This is a genomic window from uncultured Clostridium sp., from assembly GCF_963515715.1.
Classification (GTDB): domain Bacteria; phylum Bacillota; class Clostridia; order Clostridiales; family Clostridiaceae; genus Clostridium_AW.
In genome coordinates this window covers 24,267-38,492 of record NZ_CAUPZS010000035.1, presented here as the reverse complement: position 1 = coordinate 38,492, position 14,226 = coordinate 24,267, and the positions used below count along the sequence as shown (strand labels likewise).

18 protein-coding genes, 2 tRNA genes and 1 other RNA gene are annotated in these 14,226 nt (G+C 28.1%); 4 read left to right on the top strand and 17 right to left on the bottom strand.

All coding sequences use genetic code 11. The features are described 5' to 3' along the window. Positions 1-274 precede the first annotated feature (274 nt). Both RYO54_RS18075 and RYO54_RS18070 read right to left on the bottom strand, forming a co-directional pair. Complete coding sequence (locus RYO54_RS18075; RefSeq protein ID WP_399549731.1) at positions 275-1,213, bottom strand: GNAT family N-acetyltransferase; 939 nt, start codon at positions 1,211-1,213, stop codon at positions 275-277. Positions 1,214-1,235: 22 nt separating this feature from the next. After that, positions 1,236-2,390, bottom strand: coding sequence for an MFS transporter (locus tag RYO54_RS18070; RefSeq protein ID WP_315121882.1), 1,155 nt, complete (start codon positions 2,388-2,390; stop codon positions 1,236-1,238). A gap of 143 nt (positions 2,391-2,533) precedes the next feature. Here RYO54_RS18070 and RYO54_RS18065 point away from each other — a divergent pair, with 143 nt between their 5' ends. After that, entirely contained in the window at positions 2,534-3,700 is a 1,167-nt protein-coding gene (locus RYO54_RS18065) for an SAM-dependent methyltransferase (protein WP_315121880.1), read from the top strand. A gap of 18 nt (positions 3,701-3,718) precedes the next feature. Beyond that, positions 3,719-4,372: a DUF4230 domain-containing protein gene (locus tag RYO54_RS18060; RefSeq protein ID WP_315121878.1), complete on the top strand. Its 654-nt coding sequence runs from the start codon at positions 3,719-3,721 to the stop codon at positions 4,370-4,372. A gap of 509 nt (positions 4,373-4,881) precedes the next feature. Here RYO54_RS18060 and RYO54_RS18055 read toward each other — a convergent pair. The 3 genes from RYO54_RS18055 to RYO54_RS18045 all read right to left on the bottom strand — a co-directional run bounded on the left by RYO54_RS18055 (position 4,882) and on the right by RYO54_RS18045 (position 5,523). Then, the gene (locus tag RYO54_RS18055; RefSeq protein ID WP_315121877.1) at positions 4,882-5,070 is read right to left on the bottom strand and encodes a hypothetical protein; all 189 of its coding nucleotides are present in this window, start codon (positions 5,068-5,070) and stop codon (positions 4,882-4,884) included. 12 nt (positions 5,071-5,082) lie between these two features. Further along, a complete protein-coding gene (locus RYO54_RS18050; protein WP_315121876.1) occupies positions 5,083-5,271 on the bottom strand; it encodes a hypothetical protein in 189 nt (62 codons plus the stop codon). A 90-nt stretch (positions 5,272-5,361) separates the two neighbouring features. Further along, entirely contained in the window at positions 5,362-5,523 is a 162-nt protein-coding gene (locus tag RYO54_RS18045) for a hypothetical protein (protein WP_315121875.1), read from the bottom strand. 183 nt (positions 5,524-5,706) lie between these two features. Here RYO54_RS18045 and RYO54_RS18040 point away from each other — a divergent pair, with 183 nt between their 5' ends. Together RYO54_RS18040 and RYO54_RS18035 are read left to right on the top strand one after the other, a co-directional pair. Next, positions 5,707-6,945 (top strand): DUF1576 domain-containing protein, encoded by a 1,239-nt coding sequence (locus RYO54_RS18040; protein ID WP_315121874.1) that lies wholly within the window; start codon positions 5,707-5,709, stop codon positions 6,943-6,945. 2 nt (positions 6,946-6,947) lie between these two features. Continuing rightward, positions 6,948-7,295: a hypothetical protein gene (locus tag RYO54_RS18035; protein WP_315121873.1), complete on the top strand. Its 348-nt coding sequence runs from the start codon at positions 6,948-6,950 to the stop codon at positions 7,293-7,295. 87 nt (positions 7,296-7,382) lie between these two features. On the opposite strand, the gene RYO54_RS18030 is transcribed toward RYO54_RS18035, so the two are convergent. From RYO54_RS18030 to RYO54_RS17975, 12 genes are all read right to left on the bottom strand, one after another. Then, the gene (locus RYO54_RS18030; RefSeq protein WP_315121871.1) at positions 7,383-7,916 is read right to left on the bottom strand and encodes an NUDIX domain-containing protein; all 534 of its coding nucleotides are present in this window, start codon (positions 7,914-7,916) and stop codon (positions 7,383-7,385) included. Positions 7,917-7,964: 48 nt separating this feature from the next. Next, a complete protein-coding gene (gene sfsA, locus RYO54_RS18025; RefSeq protein WP_315121869.1) occupies positions 7,965-8,657 on the bottom strand; it encodes a DNA/RNA nuclease SfsA in 693 nt (230 codons plus the stop codon). Positions 8,658-9,054: 397 nt separating this feature from the next. Beyond that, a complete protein-coding gene (locus tag RYO54_RS18020) occupies positions 9,055-9,309 on the bottom strand; it encodes a pro-sigmaK processing inhibitor BofA family protein (RefSeq protein ID WP_315121867.1) in 255 nt (84 codons plus the stop codon). A 129-nt stretch (positions 9,310-9,438) separates the two neighbouring features. Beyond that, positions 9,439-9,708 carry a YaaL family protein gene (locus tag RYO54_RS18015; RefSeq protein ID WP_315121865.1) on the bottom strand — a complete coding sequence of 90 codons (270 nt, stop codon included), beginning with the start codon at positions 9,706-9,708 and terminating at the stop codon, positions 9,439-9,441. Positions 9,709-9,838: 130 nt separating this feature from the next. Beyond that, positions 9,839-10,435 (bottom strand): recombination mediator RecR, encoded by a 597-nt coding sequence (recR, locus tag RYO54_RS18010; protein WP_315121863.1) that lies wholly within the window; start codon positions 10,433-10,435, stop codon positions 9,839-9,841. A 27-nt stretch (positions 10,436-10,462) separates the two neighbouring features. After that, on the bottom strand, positions 10,463-10,804 hold the full coding sequence (locus tag RYO54_RS18005; RefSeq protein ID WP_315121861.1) for a YbaB/EbfC family nucleoid-associated protein: 342 nt from the start codon (positions 10,802-10,804) through the stop codon (positions 10,463-10,465). A 57-nt stretch (positions 10,805-10,861) separates the two neighbouring features. After that, the gene (gene dnaX, locus RYO54_RS18000) at positions 10,862-12,472 is read right to left on the bottom strand and encodes a DNA polymerase III subunit gamma/tau (RefSeq protein ID WP_315121859.1); all 1,611 of its coding nucleotides are present in this window, start codon (positions 12,470-12,472) and stop codon (positions 10,862-10,864) included. A gap of 163 nt (positions 12,473-12,635) precedes the next feature. After that, an RNA gene (gene ffs, locus RYO54_RS17995) (signal recognition particle sRNA large type) lies at positions 12,636-12,899 on the bottom strand. An 11-nt stretch (positions 12,900-12,910) separates the two neighbouring features. Next, positions 12,911-13,000, bottom strand: a tRNA-Ser gene (locus RYO54_RS17990). 103 nt (positions 13,001-13,103) lie between these two features. Continuing rightward, positions 13,104-13,349: a Spo0E family sporulation regulatory protein-aspartic acid phosphatase gene (locus RYO54_RS17985; protein ID WP_315121857.1), complete on the bottom strand. Its 246-nt coding sequence runs from the start codon at positions 13,347-13,349 to the stop codon at positions 13,104-13,106. 197 nt (positions 13,350-13,546) lie between these two features. Beyond that, positions 13,547-13,638 (bottom strand) — tRNA-Ser (locus RYO54_RS17980). Positions 13,639-13,642: 4 nt separating this feature from the next. After that, the gene (locus tag RYO54_RS17975) at positions 13,643-14,089 is read right to left on the bottom strand and encodes a nucleoside deaminase (RefSeq protein WP_315121855.1); all 447 of its coding nucleotides are present in this window, start codon (positions 14,087-14,089) and stop codon (positions 13,643-13,645) included. Positions 14,090-14,226: the final 137 nt, after the last annotated feature.

Sequence of the window (14,226 nt, the reverse complement as noted above, 5' to 3'; positions counted from 1 at the left end):
TTTAATTTTCAAAGACCGTTGCCGCTTCAAGCGACTTTCTTATAGTATCATTTTTCTTTATCGTTGTCAACAAGTTTTTTTCTTTTTCGTCATTTTATTTTTTTATTCTTCATGACTTTGTTTTCTCTTGTTCCCGACGACATTTGTTATTCTAACATAATTATTCATATCCAAACATACATTGTTTCTAGTTTTATAAAAATAATTTTATTTATCTCCAATATACTATAAATTACTCTATATATTATATATTGATACACTAGAAGCAGTTGTACTAAGAATCTCTTGTTTTACTAAAAGTTATATGATCCCTCCACCTCCCATTTATATAAAGATAGTTCTTATTTATACCTATTTCACTAAATCCACAAGATTTTAAAACCTTCTGTGATTTTATATTATCTACAAGGGTAGAAGCTTCTAATCTATGAAGGTTAATTTCATTAAAAGCATAATCTTCTAATAACATTAAAGCTTCCTTCATATATCCCTTTCTCTGTTCTTCTTTATCTATAGAATATCCTACAAAAGAACTTTTAAACATTCCCATAATTATATTTGATAATTGTATCTTGCCTATAAATCTATCACTTATATATATACCAAAGTTGATAGCTGTACCATTTAGAAACTGTTTATAATTATCCACCAAAGTTTTTCTTTGAAAAAACAAGGTGTAAAAATCTTTTTCTCTTAACTGCTCAAAAGGCTCTAAATGCTCTTTGTTATTTATATAATACTCTAATAATTGCTCAGCATTCTCAGGAGTCAGTACTTTTAGTTTCACTCTCCTGCCTTCTAATGAAGCTTTTCTTATAACACGATTATTAAACTCGTGTTTATCTATACCAAATAGTAGTTCATCTTTACGTAAGTTCCCTTTGCCAATGCTGTCAGTTACAACCCCCTCTAACTCAAATCCTAATGCTGTAAAAGGATATATTTTTGTATCTTCATCTACTAATGCATTTACTTTGTACATATCCATTCTATTAAATAGTAAAGTAATAAGTTTATTTAATGCACTCTTTAAATATCCGTAGATTTTCTCCTCATTTTTGTAGAACTTTATTCTAAAACAACAATAACTGTTATCCCTTGATAACTCCACAATATATATTCTTCCTAAATTAATTCCTATTTCATCTTTAATCAAATATTCACTATTGCTTCCATTAACTAATTCAATATTAACATTTTCATAATTCATAATACTTAACACCTAGCCTATATATTTAAGATAGTATTTTATTAGTTTTTTTGTATATATTATATATAAATATAATGGATATAATCAAACTTATGGGAACTAAATAAAAAGCATTATAAGCACCTAGCACCCTATTTAATTCTCCTATTAATTGATTAAATACCATATTAATTAAAGAGGATACAGTAATTATTATTCCTGTTATATATGCACTCTTCTCTTTAAATACTTTACTAATGGTTAAAACAATGGTAGGAAAAGTTATTGAAAAGAAAAATCCTGCTAATGATATTATAATTAAACCCTTTCTTCCCATAATTAAACCTGTAGAATAAAGAATTAAAGCTATAGTAATTAACATTAATACAGATTTTATATATCCTACTTTATCTACTATAAATCCTCCTATTAATCTTCCTATAGCAAATAAACCAAAAAACAATGCTATGTAGAAAGAACCTTCCTTTTCGTTTAAGTCATATACCTTGTACATAAAATTAACAAACCAATTTTGTGTAGCAGATTCTGCGAACACATAAAACCCTAATGCACACATATAACAAAAAACTAATGATTTATCTAAAGCATTTTTTTCTTTCTCTTCAATATCCACAACTTTTTGTGGTTCTGGTACTTTAGCAAATAAAAAAGCTATTGTTAATAAAGCATACAAAAAAGCTATAAATAAGTATATATTTCTCCATTGCACACCTCTATATAACAATATACCAGTAGTTCTTTGAGTTATAGTTACTCCTAACCCGTAACAAAAATGAGTAAAATTCATAAATAATGCTTGAAAACTTATAAACAATATAGGTACTAATGTATTTATGGCTATAGAGCATAATGATACTCCCATGTTCATAATAAACATATATATAAGTAATCCAATATATTTATGAGTAAAGTAAAATCCAGTCAGTGAAGTTAGTAAACATATAAAACCAAGTAAAATCACCTTTTTTTGCCCTATTTTTTCGCACAATATTCCTCCTATATAGGTAAATAGGATATAGCCTATAGATCCAATAGAAAAAATATATGCTATTTGATGATCATTTACATTAAAATTTTCTTGGAATGTAGGTACAAAAATCCCCCTTATACTTTCACATACCGCCGATAAAATCATGGTCAAAAATATCAAAGTTATAATTTTAATATTTTTATTATCCATACTTACTCCCCACAGCTATTTAACTACTATGTAATATTATAACATATGCTTATGCTTTATTATTACAAAAAAATATTGATATATGATTTGTTTATGTTAATATTTATATTAAAAATAATACTTCAAAGGAAAAGGTGTGTAAAATGAATAAACAAAGTATTTCAAAACTTACTTTATTGCTAATGGGATTAGAAAATAGATTTAATGAAAATAAAGATATATTTAGTGAAATAACTGTAACATTCTTTGCAGGTTTAAAAAGCTTCAAAGGTATGGGTAAGTATGTTAATAACAACATTAATTTCAATTTCAACGGTAAAACTAATGAACTAAACATTAAGGATTTAAATATTTTAATTTGTAAAGAAGCAGAAAAGTTTGATTCCGTGAAAATTTTATATAAAGAAAGAGGTACTGGTATATTTATAGAAGGTTCTAATGAAAAAGTAAATATGAAAAATATAAAAGAAGTAATAGATGATGAAGTTAAAAAAACTCATAACAAAACTTCTACTTTATTAAATAGAGATTACTATATAAAAGTAGGCGAAGCCGATAACCTACTAAAAGAAATTGGCATAATGTCAAAAGACGGTAAAATTAAAAATGATAAAATAAGAAAGTACAATCAAATAGACCATTATGTTGAATTACTAGAAGGAATACTACATAAACTTCCTGACGATGAAACTATAAATATTTTAGACTGTGGATGTGGAAAATCTTATCTTACTTTTGTGCTTAATTATTACTTAACAGAAGTTAAAAAAAGAAAATGCCACTTCATAGGGTTGGATATTTCTAACGAGGTAATAGAATCTTCTAGGAATATGGCAAATAACTTAGAGTATAGAAATATGGAGTTTAAAGCTATAGACATTAAAAATTACTTCCCTGACAAGAAAATACATGTAATTATATCGCTACATGCCTGCGATACCGCTACAGATATGGCATTAGCCTTAGGCATTAGATTAAATGCCGATGTAATCATAGCGGTACCTTGTTGTCATAGGGAGTTGTTAAATCAATATTCTTATGAACCATTCAAAGACGTATTAAAACATGGACTTCTTAAAGCTAGAATGGCAGACGTACTTACAGATGGAATGAGAGCAATGATGCTTGAAGGGAATGGGTATGATGTTTCTATAGTTGAATATATTTCTCCATTAGAAACACCTAAAAACTTAATGATTAGAGCCTTTAAAACAAAAAATGAAAATAAAAAAGTAAAAGATGCTTATATAACTTTAATGAATGAGTTAGGTGCTAATCCTGCTTTACACAACTTCTTAAATAATTGGTAATATAATAGGGAGGGTTACATGAACAAAATAATAAAAAATAAAACTTTTACAATAATTATTCTCTCAATTTGTTTAGGATTTTATGGTGGATATTATTTTCTTGTAAAAGGTAATACCAACTCCTTACCTGGAATGACTAAAGTAGTAGAAAAAATGTCTAAAAAAACTATAACTAATGAAGCTATTATAAATAAGTTAAAAGAAAGAAAAGAATTGATAGTTATGGAGGCAGAGCTAGAAGATCAAGTGATGATCGATAATAGCTGGGGTAACTTTGAGATTTTTAAAAAAATAGCCTATATTAATTTTACTGGAGAAGGTATTTATACTGTAGATCTATCAAAAATAGAAGCTAATAATATAAACATTGCACAAGACAATAAGGTTATATATATAAAATTACCTAAGCCTATAGTAAAATCAGTTACTATAGATGAGAATAAAACTACCTATAAAACAGAAAAAGGATTATTACGTTTTGGAGAAATAAAACTTACATCCGCAGAAAATGGAATAGTGACTTTAAAAGCAAAGGAAAGAATGAATGAAAAATTGTTAGATTCCTATAATATGAGTAAGGCTGAAGAAAGCTCAAAAAAATCCTTAACAGAAATATTGGATACTATATTAAATGAACATAACAAATACAATTTAGTAATTTCATTTTACTAGATAAAAAAGGAGCTGTCTCACTTTAGAAATTATTTTCTATTTTGAGACAGCCTTTTTTTAATAATCTACTTACTTATCTTATTCAATACCATTTCTTGCGTCCAAGGGTTCAATCCTAGCTATAGCATTGACTAAATTTTTATAAGTAGATTTTCTAATATTAACAGAACACCTAGAAGCATAAGTTCTACATTAATCAAATAATATCCTTATACCAAAATTACCCCTAAATATTTTAAACCCTATCCGCAAGAATATATATGAGTAAAACTTATGAAATTGTTTTAAATTATATAAACCTAAAATTTTTACGCTCATTAAGTACATAAACTTTAAACAACATCTCACTCCTTTAGTTCTGCTTTTTTATAATTAAATAGTTTCAAATAATACTAATGGTATAATTATAGCATAATTTATTATTGTTTAAATATATATTCAAAACACTAATTATTATTTAAACTTCTAAATAGCAACAAAAATAGACAGCGTTTTATGCTGCCTATCCATTAGGCCTGATCTAAACCTTTTACTACTTTATCATAATAGTTTATAGTACATATACCTTTTTCAAAATTTAAACAGTTTCTACAACTTCTATTTTGAGGTTCTCCTGCGGAAGACTGAAAGCCATCATAGACTGGTAGATAACCAGGGCAATTATCTGCTACAGCCATCATTTCATAAGCATTTCCCATAACATTCCCTCCTTAATTTCTATAAATTCTTTCTTTAATTGGATCAAATAGATTTTTCACGCATCTTTCATTTATAAAGTTTTTACAGTTCTCACAACTATCAGTTATATTGCTTCCAATATCAGAAACGAATACAGATGCTATGGGTTCATAGCCTTCGCAATTCTCAGCCACTACCATTTTTAATTCTTCATATCGCATATGTATCACCCTCTTTTTTAAGTTTTAACATCGTAATACATATTGTTCCCAGTAAAATAAAAAATCATACTCCAAAATTTTGGAGTATGATTAAAAATCCAATACGGATTCTGTTTCAGTACAATATTTTGTAGTTAAGCATTTCCCAAGATTTCTAGGACATTTCTTACACATACAATTATCTACATTTCCGTTACAACTTTCATTGTTAAATTCTGGACAATGTTTGCAATTGTTATCTATTATCTTCATATTTTTCACCTCTTATTCATCCTAAAGTAAACAATTTAAAGGCAATAACTTAATACTAATATCAATTATACATTAAATTTAAAAAATCCAGAAATTTTTTTGTTTAATAATAGACAATCTTTCCACATTATTTTACAATATATCTTAGGAATTAATAAAATTCATTTTTGAAAGGGGAACGTAATGCGGAATTCATTAATATCTAATTACAGAATATTAATATTATACTTCCTTTCTTTTTTAATCTTTGGTCTTGTTGTTGATACACCTGCTGAAATTTTAGCAGGGCTAAAAACAATAATAGTTGAACCTGATATTCTTATAACAGATTATCTTGAAATAGGTGGTTTAGGTGCTTCATTTGTAAACTCAGCATTAATCTGCCTAGCATGTATATTTATCTTAATAAAAATAGGAATTAAACCAAATGGTTCCACCTATGCTGCCTTATTTACTACCTGTGGATTTGCTTTTTTCGGGAAAAACATATCCAACATATGGCCTATTTTTATAGGGACATGGCTTTATTCTAAGTACAAAAAAGAACCTTATTTAAATTATATACTAGTAGCTCTTTTCGGAAGTACATTAGCTCCTACGGTAAGCCAAATTTCATTTTCAAGTAATTTACCTTGGTGGTTAGGAATTGAGCTAGGAACCTCTCTTGGTATATTTATAGGATTTATTCTCCCTCCCATATCTTCTTATTGCATAAAAATACATGAAGGCTATAATTTATATAATTCTGGTTTTGCTGCGGGTTTAGTGGCAACATTAATAATGGCCGTATTTAGATCCTTTGGAATAAACTTTGAGCAAAGATATTTATGGTCTACTGAATATACAAAAATATTATTTATCTTTCTCATAATAACATTTTTATCTATGATTTTAATAGGATATCATTTAAATGGCAAAAGTTTTAAAAATTTAAAACTTCTTTTCCAACAATCTGGTAGATTAGTTTCAGATTACCATATTCAATTTGGTGAAGGTTGCTCTCTTATTAATATGGGTATACTAGGTATTATATTTACTGTTTATGTAATAATTGTAAAAGGAGATTTAAATGGACCTACAATGGCTGGAATATTCACCATAGTTGGTTTTGGTGCTTTTGGTAAGCATCCTAAAAACACTTTACCTGTAGCTTTCGGTACAATAATTGCAAGTTTGTTAAATATATGGCCTATCAATTCCGCTGGAATGTTATTAGCAACATTATTTAGTACTACCCTGGCTCCTATATCCGGAACTTTTGGTTCTATATACGGTATCATAGCAGGTTTCTTGCATACATGTATGGTAATGAATGTTGGTTATCTTCATGCTGGTTTAAATCTTTATAATAATGGATTTTCTGGAGGATTAATTGTAATAATTCTTCTTCCTATAATAACTAACTTAAGAAAGGAAAATTAATAATGTCTAACTCTAAACAAAAAATTCTTAGAATTCTTGATGAGCTTGTTACTCTTTGCTATAGTATTAACTGTAAAAAATTTAATGTAGATGTTGAATTATTAGATAATAAATATATTCTTCATTTAAAGGGATATGCGGATAACATTGATGTTGAAAAAATAAAAGATATCGAAAAATCATTAAATGTCCCTAGAATCCACGAATTAGAAGAGTATTATTGGAATTTAGCAGGAAATGATTTATCTAACACAGAGTTAAATTTAGTTGGTATGATGGTAGATGATGCTAAAATAAATTATAATGAAAAAGATAAGATTTTAGAAATAGAATTAACTAGACTAAAGTAAATTAATAAAAGGTATAATTTTCAAAGATGATATTCTTAAAAATTATACCTTTATTATTTTTATTATCCGATAAGTTAGTTTCCGCCACTAAAAATTACGCAATTCACACCTGTAAGCCTTATCTCCTCTATAACCTATTTCTTTAAGTACTTTTCTCACTATGTTCTTACCTATTTCATCCTCATGCATTTCACATAAAGCATCTTCTATTTTCCCCCACTCTACCCATTCAACTTCATCTGATTTTTTTATTTCTCCATCAACATACCTTGCCATAAAAGTTAGCATTAAAATTTCTTTTGAAGGTAAGTACTCACTTCCTAAATATTTTACTTCTCCAACCGTAATGCCCGTCTCCTCTTTTACCTCTCTATAAACTGTATCTTCAACAGTCTCTCCATTAGTAACATATCCTGAAACTAAAACTTTAGAATTTTTAAATATATAGCTTTGTTTAAGTAATAGTATTTCTTCATCTTTTATTACAGCAACCACTACACATGGCTTGGGTGTATCAAAATACATTATATCATCTTCTGTGCAGTAAGGTACTCCTCCTTCGTCCCAACTATCTTTAATTATTAGTTTTCTTCCACATAATGGACAATAATTATATTTCATTATTTAATGGTTCAAAATAAGAACCTTACACCTTCCTTTCAAAATACTTTAAAGTTTTATGTTTACTTTATTATTTAATGTTATAAAACTTTCTCCTACTTTGCAATCATAAGCGAATAAATCCACTCCATTTTCGTGAGCTAGTCTTAAGGCCTCACCAAAAGGTTTATCCATTTCATCATTTGGAGTAAAATATTTTACATTATCCATTTGAATTAAAAATAATATTCCTGCTCCTTTTCCTTCTTTTTTAATTTGAATTAATTCTAAAATATGTTTTCTTCCCCTATCTGTAGGGGCATCTGGAAATCTAGTTTCTCCATTTTCCTCTAAAGTGACACCCTTTATCTCTAAATAATACTCCTCTTCTTCATTATTAGATAGTTTAAAATCAAATCTACTATTACCATAAGTTTTCTCTCTTTGAATCACATTATAATTTACTAAAGGCTCTATTAATCCTTTTTTTAAAGCTTCTTCTACCACTTTGTTTGGTATTTGTGAATCAATATTAATGAACTTCTCTCCTTTATATCCACCTATAAGATCATATTTAGTTTTTCTTAAAGGATTATTTTCTTCTCTTAGAATAACAGTACATCCTGGAATTAATATTTCTCTACACCTTCCCGTATTTGGAACATGAACCATCATTTCTTCCCCATTTAATTTTATGTATGCTTGAAATCTATTAGGTCTTTTTATAAATTCAGCTTTAACTACTTTTTTATTTATTATCATAATATATTACCTCTTTCCACTGGATAAGTTAATATAAAAACAAAAAATTATCCACATTATTCACAATCATAATAACATATATCTATTTTAACATCTTATCTTTAATAATATATAATATAAATAAAATATTATACAAAAATAACCCTCTCTTATTTTAAAAGAGAGGATTATTTTTTATATTACCTAACCAGTTAAAAAAGTTATCATTTCGATAAATTGTATTCTTCTATCTTTCTATACAATGTAACAATACCTATGGGACAAAGTATACATAATTCATCTATCCCTGGATCATATATTATTTAAGCTTGTCCAGACTTCAATACACTTTTATAAGCATAACCAACATCAGCCATATTTCATTACCTTTCATTGGTTTCTCATATCAGTAAACCTATTACATTATAGTTTTAAACAATATCAAAAATATAACACCTGGTACACCAAAAAATCCTGCAATAATCGCTGTCACTGCATTTATACCTATACTAAAATTAAATAAATTACCTACAATATTAATTAATAGTAACAATACAGCGCCCATTACACCATTTATAATTAATTTTATTAGCATTTTTAAGGGCCAAGAAAATACTTTTACTATTAATATTAATCCTATTATGGAAATTAAGAAATATCCTATGTATTCCAAACGAATCCCCCCTTTAATTTGATGATATGTTTTAAAATCAATAATTAAATATTAAATATTAATTATTGATTTTAAAATATATATTATTCAATTAATCATTATTATATAAATATTATACCTTTATGTAAATTATACTGCATTATATTCATCTAATATATATTTATACTGTAATTTTATCTTTTTAGTCTTTGCCTCATTTAGTAAATAAATATATCTAGCCTTAGCTGCTTCTTCCATATATATTGCATAATCGATTAATCTAGGATCCTTAACCATCTGAAAATATTCCCTTGCAATTTTTATATCATTCATAGCATCTATAATGGACCCTATTAATTTCTTTTCTTCTGTAGTGTAACTTCTATCCTTTTTTAATTTATTAAAAAAACCTCTGTTCATAAAAAACCTCCTGTTTCATTTTACCTTAATTCTTGACATGAAACAGGAGGTTTATACAAAACATGAAAAGAGTATTGAATATAAACACTTACTGTATTTATCATTCAATACTCCTTATTAATTTTATTTTCTAAATTTCTTTTCTACCTTCTAAAGCCTTAGATAATGTAACTTCATCTGCATATTCTAAATCTCCTCCAACAGGTATTCCGTGTGCTATTCTAGTTACCTTTGCTCCTAGAGGCTTTAATATTTTTGATATATACATAGCTGTAGCTTCCCCCTCCACATTTGGATTAGTAGCTACTATAACTTCCTTTACAACCCCATTTATCCTGGTGATGAGTTCTCTTAATTTTATGTCGTTAGGTCCTCTCCCTGCCATAGGTGATATAGTACCATGAAGTACATGATACATTCCATTATATTCTTTGACTTTCTCCATTGCCATTATGTCCTTAGGCTGTTCTACAACACAAATAAGACTCTTATCTCTATTAGGATTACTACATATAGAACAAGGATCTGTATCAGTAAAATTTCCACAACTGGAACAATACTTTATAGTTCCCCTAGCTTTTACTAAAGCTGCAGCAAATTCCTCTACTTCTTCTTGTGGTAAATTTAGTACATGTAAAGTAAGTCTCTGAGCGGTCTTATTTCCAATGCCAGGAAGCTTAGCAAATTCTTCAATGAGCTTTTCTATAGCTATAGGATAAAACTCCAACTCATTCACCTCATCTCAAAAGTTTAATTAAAACATTCCAGGAATATTTAATCCCCCTGTTAATTTTCTCATTTCATTTGCAGTTCCTTCTTCTGCTCTTTTTAAGGCTTCATTGCAGGCAGATAGTATAAGATCTTCTAACATTTCAACATCATCAGCATCTACCACTGCTGGTTTTATCTTTATATCTATTATTTCCTTTTTACCATTAGCTACAGCAATTACTGCGCCACCGCCAACGCTAGCTTGGAAGTGTTTATTTTGTAATTCCCCTTGCATATCTTCCATTTGTTTTTGGAGTTTTTGGGCCTGTTTCATTAAATTATTCATATTTGCTCCGCCTAAATTAGGCATTCCACCCTTTGCCATTATAAATTCCTCCTTTATAATATTTTAGTTCACTTTAAGATGTAAACTATTATAGCATTATTCTTCAATTATCTCTACTATGTCCTGACCAAAAGTTCTAATTAGAATCTCTTCAGGATTTTCTTCTTCTTCAGCTTTATCTACTATATATTTTATTCCAACTTTTTCTTTTAGTACCTCTGAAAATATATTTTCAACTAGTTTTTTATTTTCTTCTCTCTCTAATCTTTGTTTATTAAAGGCATATTCTTTATCATATTTTATAGTTACAATACCTTCTTTACACTCTACAGGATTTGCTGTCATTAAAGATGCATATAATACCATACTCCTTTTCCCTTTAAATGTTTCCAGTATATCTTTCCAAGATTTTTTTACCATTTCTAAAGTTAAATTAGAGTGAGGATTATAACTACTAACTGGCTGTATCTTTATATTATTCTCATCTTGCTTATTCTTATCTTCTTTTTCTTTAACAACCTTTGGTATTATTGCTTCACATGCAACTTTTATTTCACCCGTTTTCATTGCTTCTTCTAGTTTATTGAGCCTTGATAGTATAACTTCGTTAGATGTATCATACTCTATTTTACACATTTTTATTAATGATAATTCTAAATATACTCTACTCTGTTTCGTCCATTTAGATTGTTCTTCAGCTTCTTGAAGTATTCTTATATTTCTCATTATCTCTTCTATTCTTATTTTATAACCCTGCTCTTTTAAAAGCTCAATATTTTCTTTTGACATATCTAATAATTCATCTGGACTTTGACTCACCTTTACTATTAATAAGTTTCTCATATGATTTATCATATCTTTAATAAATAAATGTATGTCCTTACCACTTAATACTATTTCCTCTACTATCTTTATTGAACTTTCTATGTTCTTATCAATAACACTATTAGTAAGCTTTATTAAGTTTTCATTAGTAACTAAACCTAACATATTAATTAATTTTTCATAATCTACTTTTCCGTTTCCCATGGAAATTGCTTGATCTAATATACTTAAAGCATCTCTCATAGCCCCATCAGACATTCTAGCTATTAAGCTTAAGCTTTTATCATCCGAATATACTCCTTGTTCTCCAACAATTACTCTTAATCGTTCAAATATCTCATCGTTTTTTATTCTTTTAAAGTCAAATCTTTGGCATCTAGATAAAATAGTTATAGGAAGTTTTTGAGGATCTGTGGTTGCTAATATGAAAATTACATTGGAAGGTGGTTCTTCTAAAGTCTTTAAAAACGCATTCACTGCTCCTTGAGATAGCATATGAACTTCGTCCATTATATATACTTTAAATCTTGACTCTCTTGGAGGATAATTTACTTCTTCTACTATTTCTCTAATTTTATCTACTCCATTATTTGAAGCTGCATCAAGCTCAATAACATCTATTAAAAGATTTGAATTTATCTTTTTACATATTTCACAATTATTACATGGCTCACCATCTTGTAAATCCAAACAATTTACAGCTTTAGCAAGTATTTTTGCTGTTGAAGTTTTACCTGTACCCCTTGTTCCACAAAAAAGATAAGCGTGAGCTATTCTATTGTTTTTTATTTGATTTTTTAATGTAATAGATATATGTTGCTGTCCCACTAAATCTTTAAACTTCTTAGGTCTCCATTCTCTATATAAAGCAGTATAGGACATTCAGACTCACCTCTTATAATATAATTTTTCTACATATCTTATTATATATATATAAATAGTATTTTTAAACATTAAACCTTTTTCTTATTCTTCTTTAATTAAATTTATAAAACAAAAACGCAATAAACTACGAGAGTTTATTGCGTAAAATACTTAATTTAAACCGTGCACCTCGCTTCGACAATAATATATGAGCGTTACCTACACAGTTAACTCAAACCAGGTTTATCCACGGCACACGAAAATTATCACTTACCGCTGCTTCCTTCCGGATCTGACGGGGTTCATGAGTTTCCGTTGCGTGGGACCCAGTTCTCAACGCCACTTATGTAGGTCAGACCCCACATATTATTGCCTAGGCGAGGGATTCAACCCTGCTATAGCGGATTGCAGGTACAGGGCACCGCTAACTCCCCGTCTAGCACGGAAAAGTTTATATGGCGGAGAGAGAGGGATTCGAACCCTCGGTAGAGTTTCCCCTACACACGCTTTCCAGGCGTGCTCCTTCAGCCGCTCGGACATCTCTCCACGGATTCCTCATGAATATAATGTTTTTTATTATATCATCTAAGACAAAACTTATTATACTATCAATAGCAATTTAATTCAAGAGTTTTTTATAAAATTCTCTTTAATAATTACTTTTATTTTTTACCATATTTATATATTCATTTAATAACTTGTCCATATATTGACTTACTTCTAATATCTGCTTACTTTTTTCAACTTTATCAATATCACAAGATATTTCATTTAACAGTTGCCTAGTTACCTCTATTTCTTCTTCTATATTACTTAAATCTATATCTTCAATTTCTTTTTCAAATATAAAATCTTCGCTTAAATCGTAACTTGAGGATATTATTTTCTTATTCATATATAATCCTCTCCTTTAAATAAGCATATTTTAAAATTAACACTAATAAATGTTTTATTTATGAAGTATATCATCATTAATATGTTAAGTAAATAATGAATTAGATACACTTTTTTATACATATCTACTTAATAATTGCTATTGCAATAGCTTTATTAGTTATTTTACATAAAAAATAATATTATTTTGTAATAATTTGGCGGAGAGAGGGGGATTTGAACCCCCGGTAGGATATTAATCCTACAGTTGATTTCGAGTCAACCACCTTCAGCCTCTCGGACATCTCTCCATGTTTATTTTATTCTTTTAGACTTAAAAAAATCTTCTAATAAAATACTGCATTCATCTATATATAACCACTCTACATTTATATAAGTTTTTAAATATCTATTTTGTAAGATATTTAAAACAGAGCCACATGCTCCACCATTAGGTTCAAAAGTTCCAATATATATTCCTTTTAATCTAGAATGAATTATAGCACCTGCACACATAGAACATGGCTCTAGAGTAACGTAAAGTTCACAACTATTTAACCTCCAATTTCCTAAAAAATTAGAAGCATTTTTTATGGCAATCATTTCTGCATGTGCAGTTGAATCTTTCAATGTTTCAACCATGTTATGTCCTTTTCCTATTACAATATCATCTTTTACTATAACTGCACCAACAGGAACTTCCCCTAACTCTTTTGCTTTTTTTGCCTCCTCTAAAGCATAACGCATAAAAATTTCATTCATAATTACTTTATCCTTATAATAGCTTTGCAAATGTAAAATTATTATTCCTACTTTTTATAAAACTTATATTACTTTATAGAATGATTTTTGTCAATTAGTAACATTACCAAACTATCTACAAACTTTAATCAACTAAA

What these genes read in the sequence shown, in the direction of transcription:
- RYO54_RS18035 (WP_315121873.1), top strand. Translation starts at nt 6,948, where the DNA reads ATGTCTAACTCTAAACAAAAAATTCTTAGAATTCTTGATGAGCTTGTT.
- RYO54_RS18055 (WP_315121877.1), bottom strand. Translation starts at nt 5,070, where the DNA reads ATGGGAAATGCTTATGAAATGATGGCTGTAGCAGATAATTGCCCTGGT.
- dnaX (WP_315121859.1), bottom strand. Translation starts at nt 12,472, where the DNA reads ATGTCCTATACTGCTTTATATAGAGAATGGAGACCTAAGAAGTTTAAA.
- RYO54_RS17985 (WP_315121857.1), bottom strand. Translation starts at nt 13,349, where the DNA reads ATGAATAAGAAAATAATATCCTCAAGTTACGATTTAAGCGAAGATTTT.
- RYO54_RS17975 (WP_315121855.1), bottom strand. Translation starts at nt 14,089, where the DNA reads ATGAATGAAATTTTTATGCGTTATGCTTTAGAGGAGGCAAAAAAAGCA.
- RYO54_RS18050 (WP_315121876.1), bottom strand. Translation starts at nt 5,271, where the DNA reads ATGCGATATGAAGAATTAAAAATGGTAGTGGCTGAGAATTGCGAAGGC.
- RYO54_RS18040 (WP_315121874.1), top strand. Translation starts at nt 5,707, where the DNA reads ATGCGGAATTCATTAATATCTAATTACAGAATATTAATATTATACTTC.
- RYO54_RS18015 (WP_315121865.1), bottom strand. Translation starts at nt 9,708, where the DNA reads ATGAACAGAGGTTTTTTTAATAAATTAAAAAAGGATAGAAGTTACACT.
- RYO54_RS18065 (WP_315121880.1), top strand. Translation starts at nt 2,534, where the DNA reads ATGAATAAACAAAGTATTTCAAAACTTACTTTATTGCTAATGGGATTA.
- RYO54_RS18070 (WP_315121882.1), bottom strand. Translation starts at nt 2,390, where the DNA reads ATGGATAATAAAAATATTAAAATTATAACTTTGATATTTTTGACCATG.
- RYO54_RS18060 (WP_315121878.1), top strand. Translation starts at nt 3,719, where the DNA reads ATGAACAAAATAATAAAAAATAAAACTTTTACAATAATTATTCTCTCA.
- RYO54_RS18005 (WP_315121861.1), bottom strand. Translation starts at nt 10,804, where the DNA reads ATGGCAAAGGGTGGAATGCCTAATTTAGGCGGAGCAAATATGAATAAT.
- RYO54_RS18045 (WP_315121875.1), bottom strand. Translation starts at nt 5,523, where the DNA reads ATGAAGATAATAGATAACAATTGCAAACATTGTCCAGAATTTAACAAT.
- sfsA (WP_315121869.1), bottom strand. Translation starts at nt 8,657, where the DNA reads ATGATAATAAATAAAAAAGTAGTTAAAGCTGAATTTATAAAAAGACCT.
- RYO54_RS18030 (WP_315121871.1), bottom strand. Translation starts at nt 7,916, where the DNA reads ATGAAATATAATTATTGTCCATTATGTGGAAGAAAACTAATAATTAAA.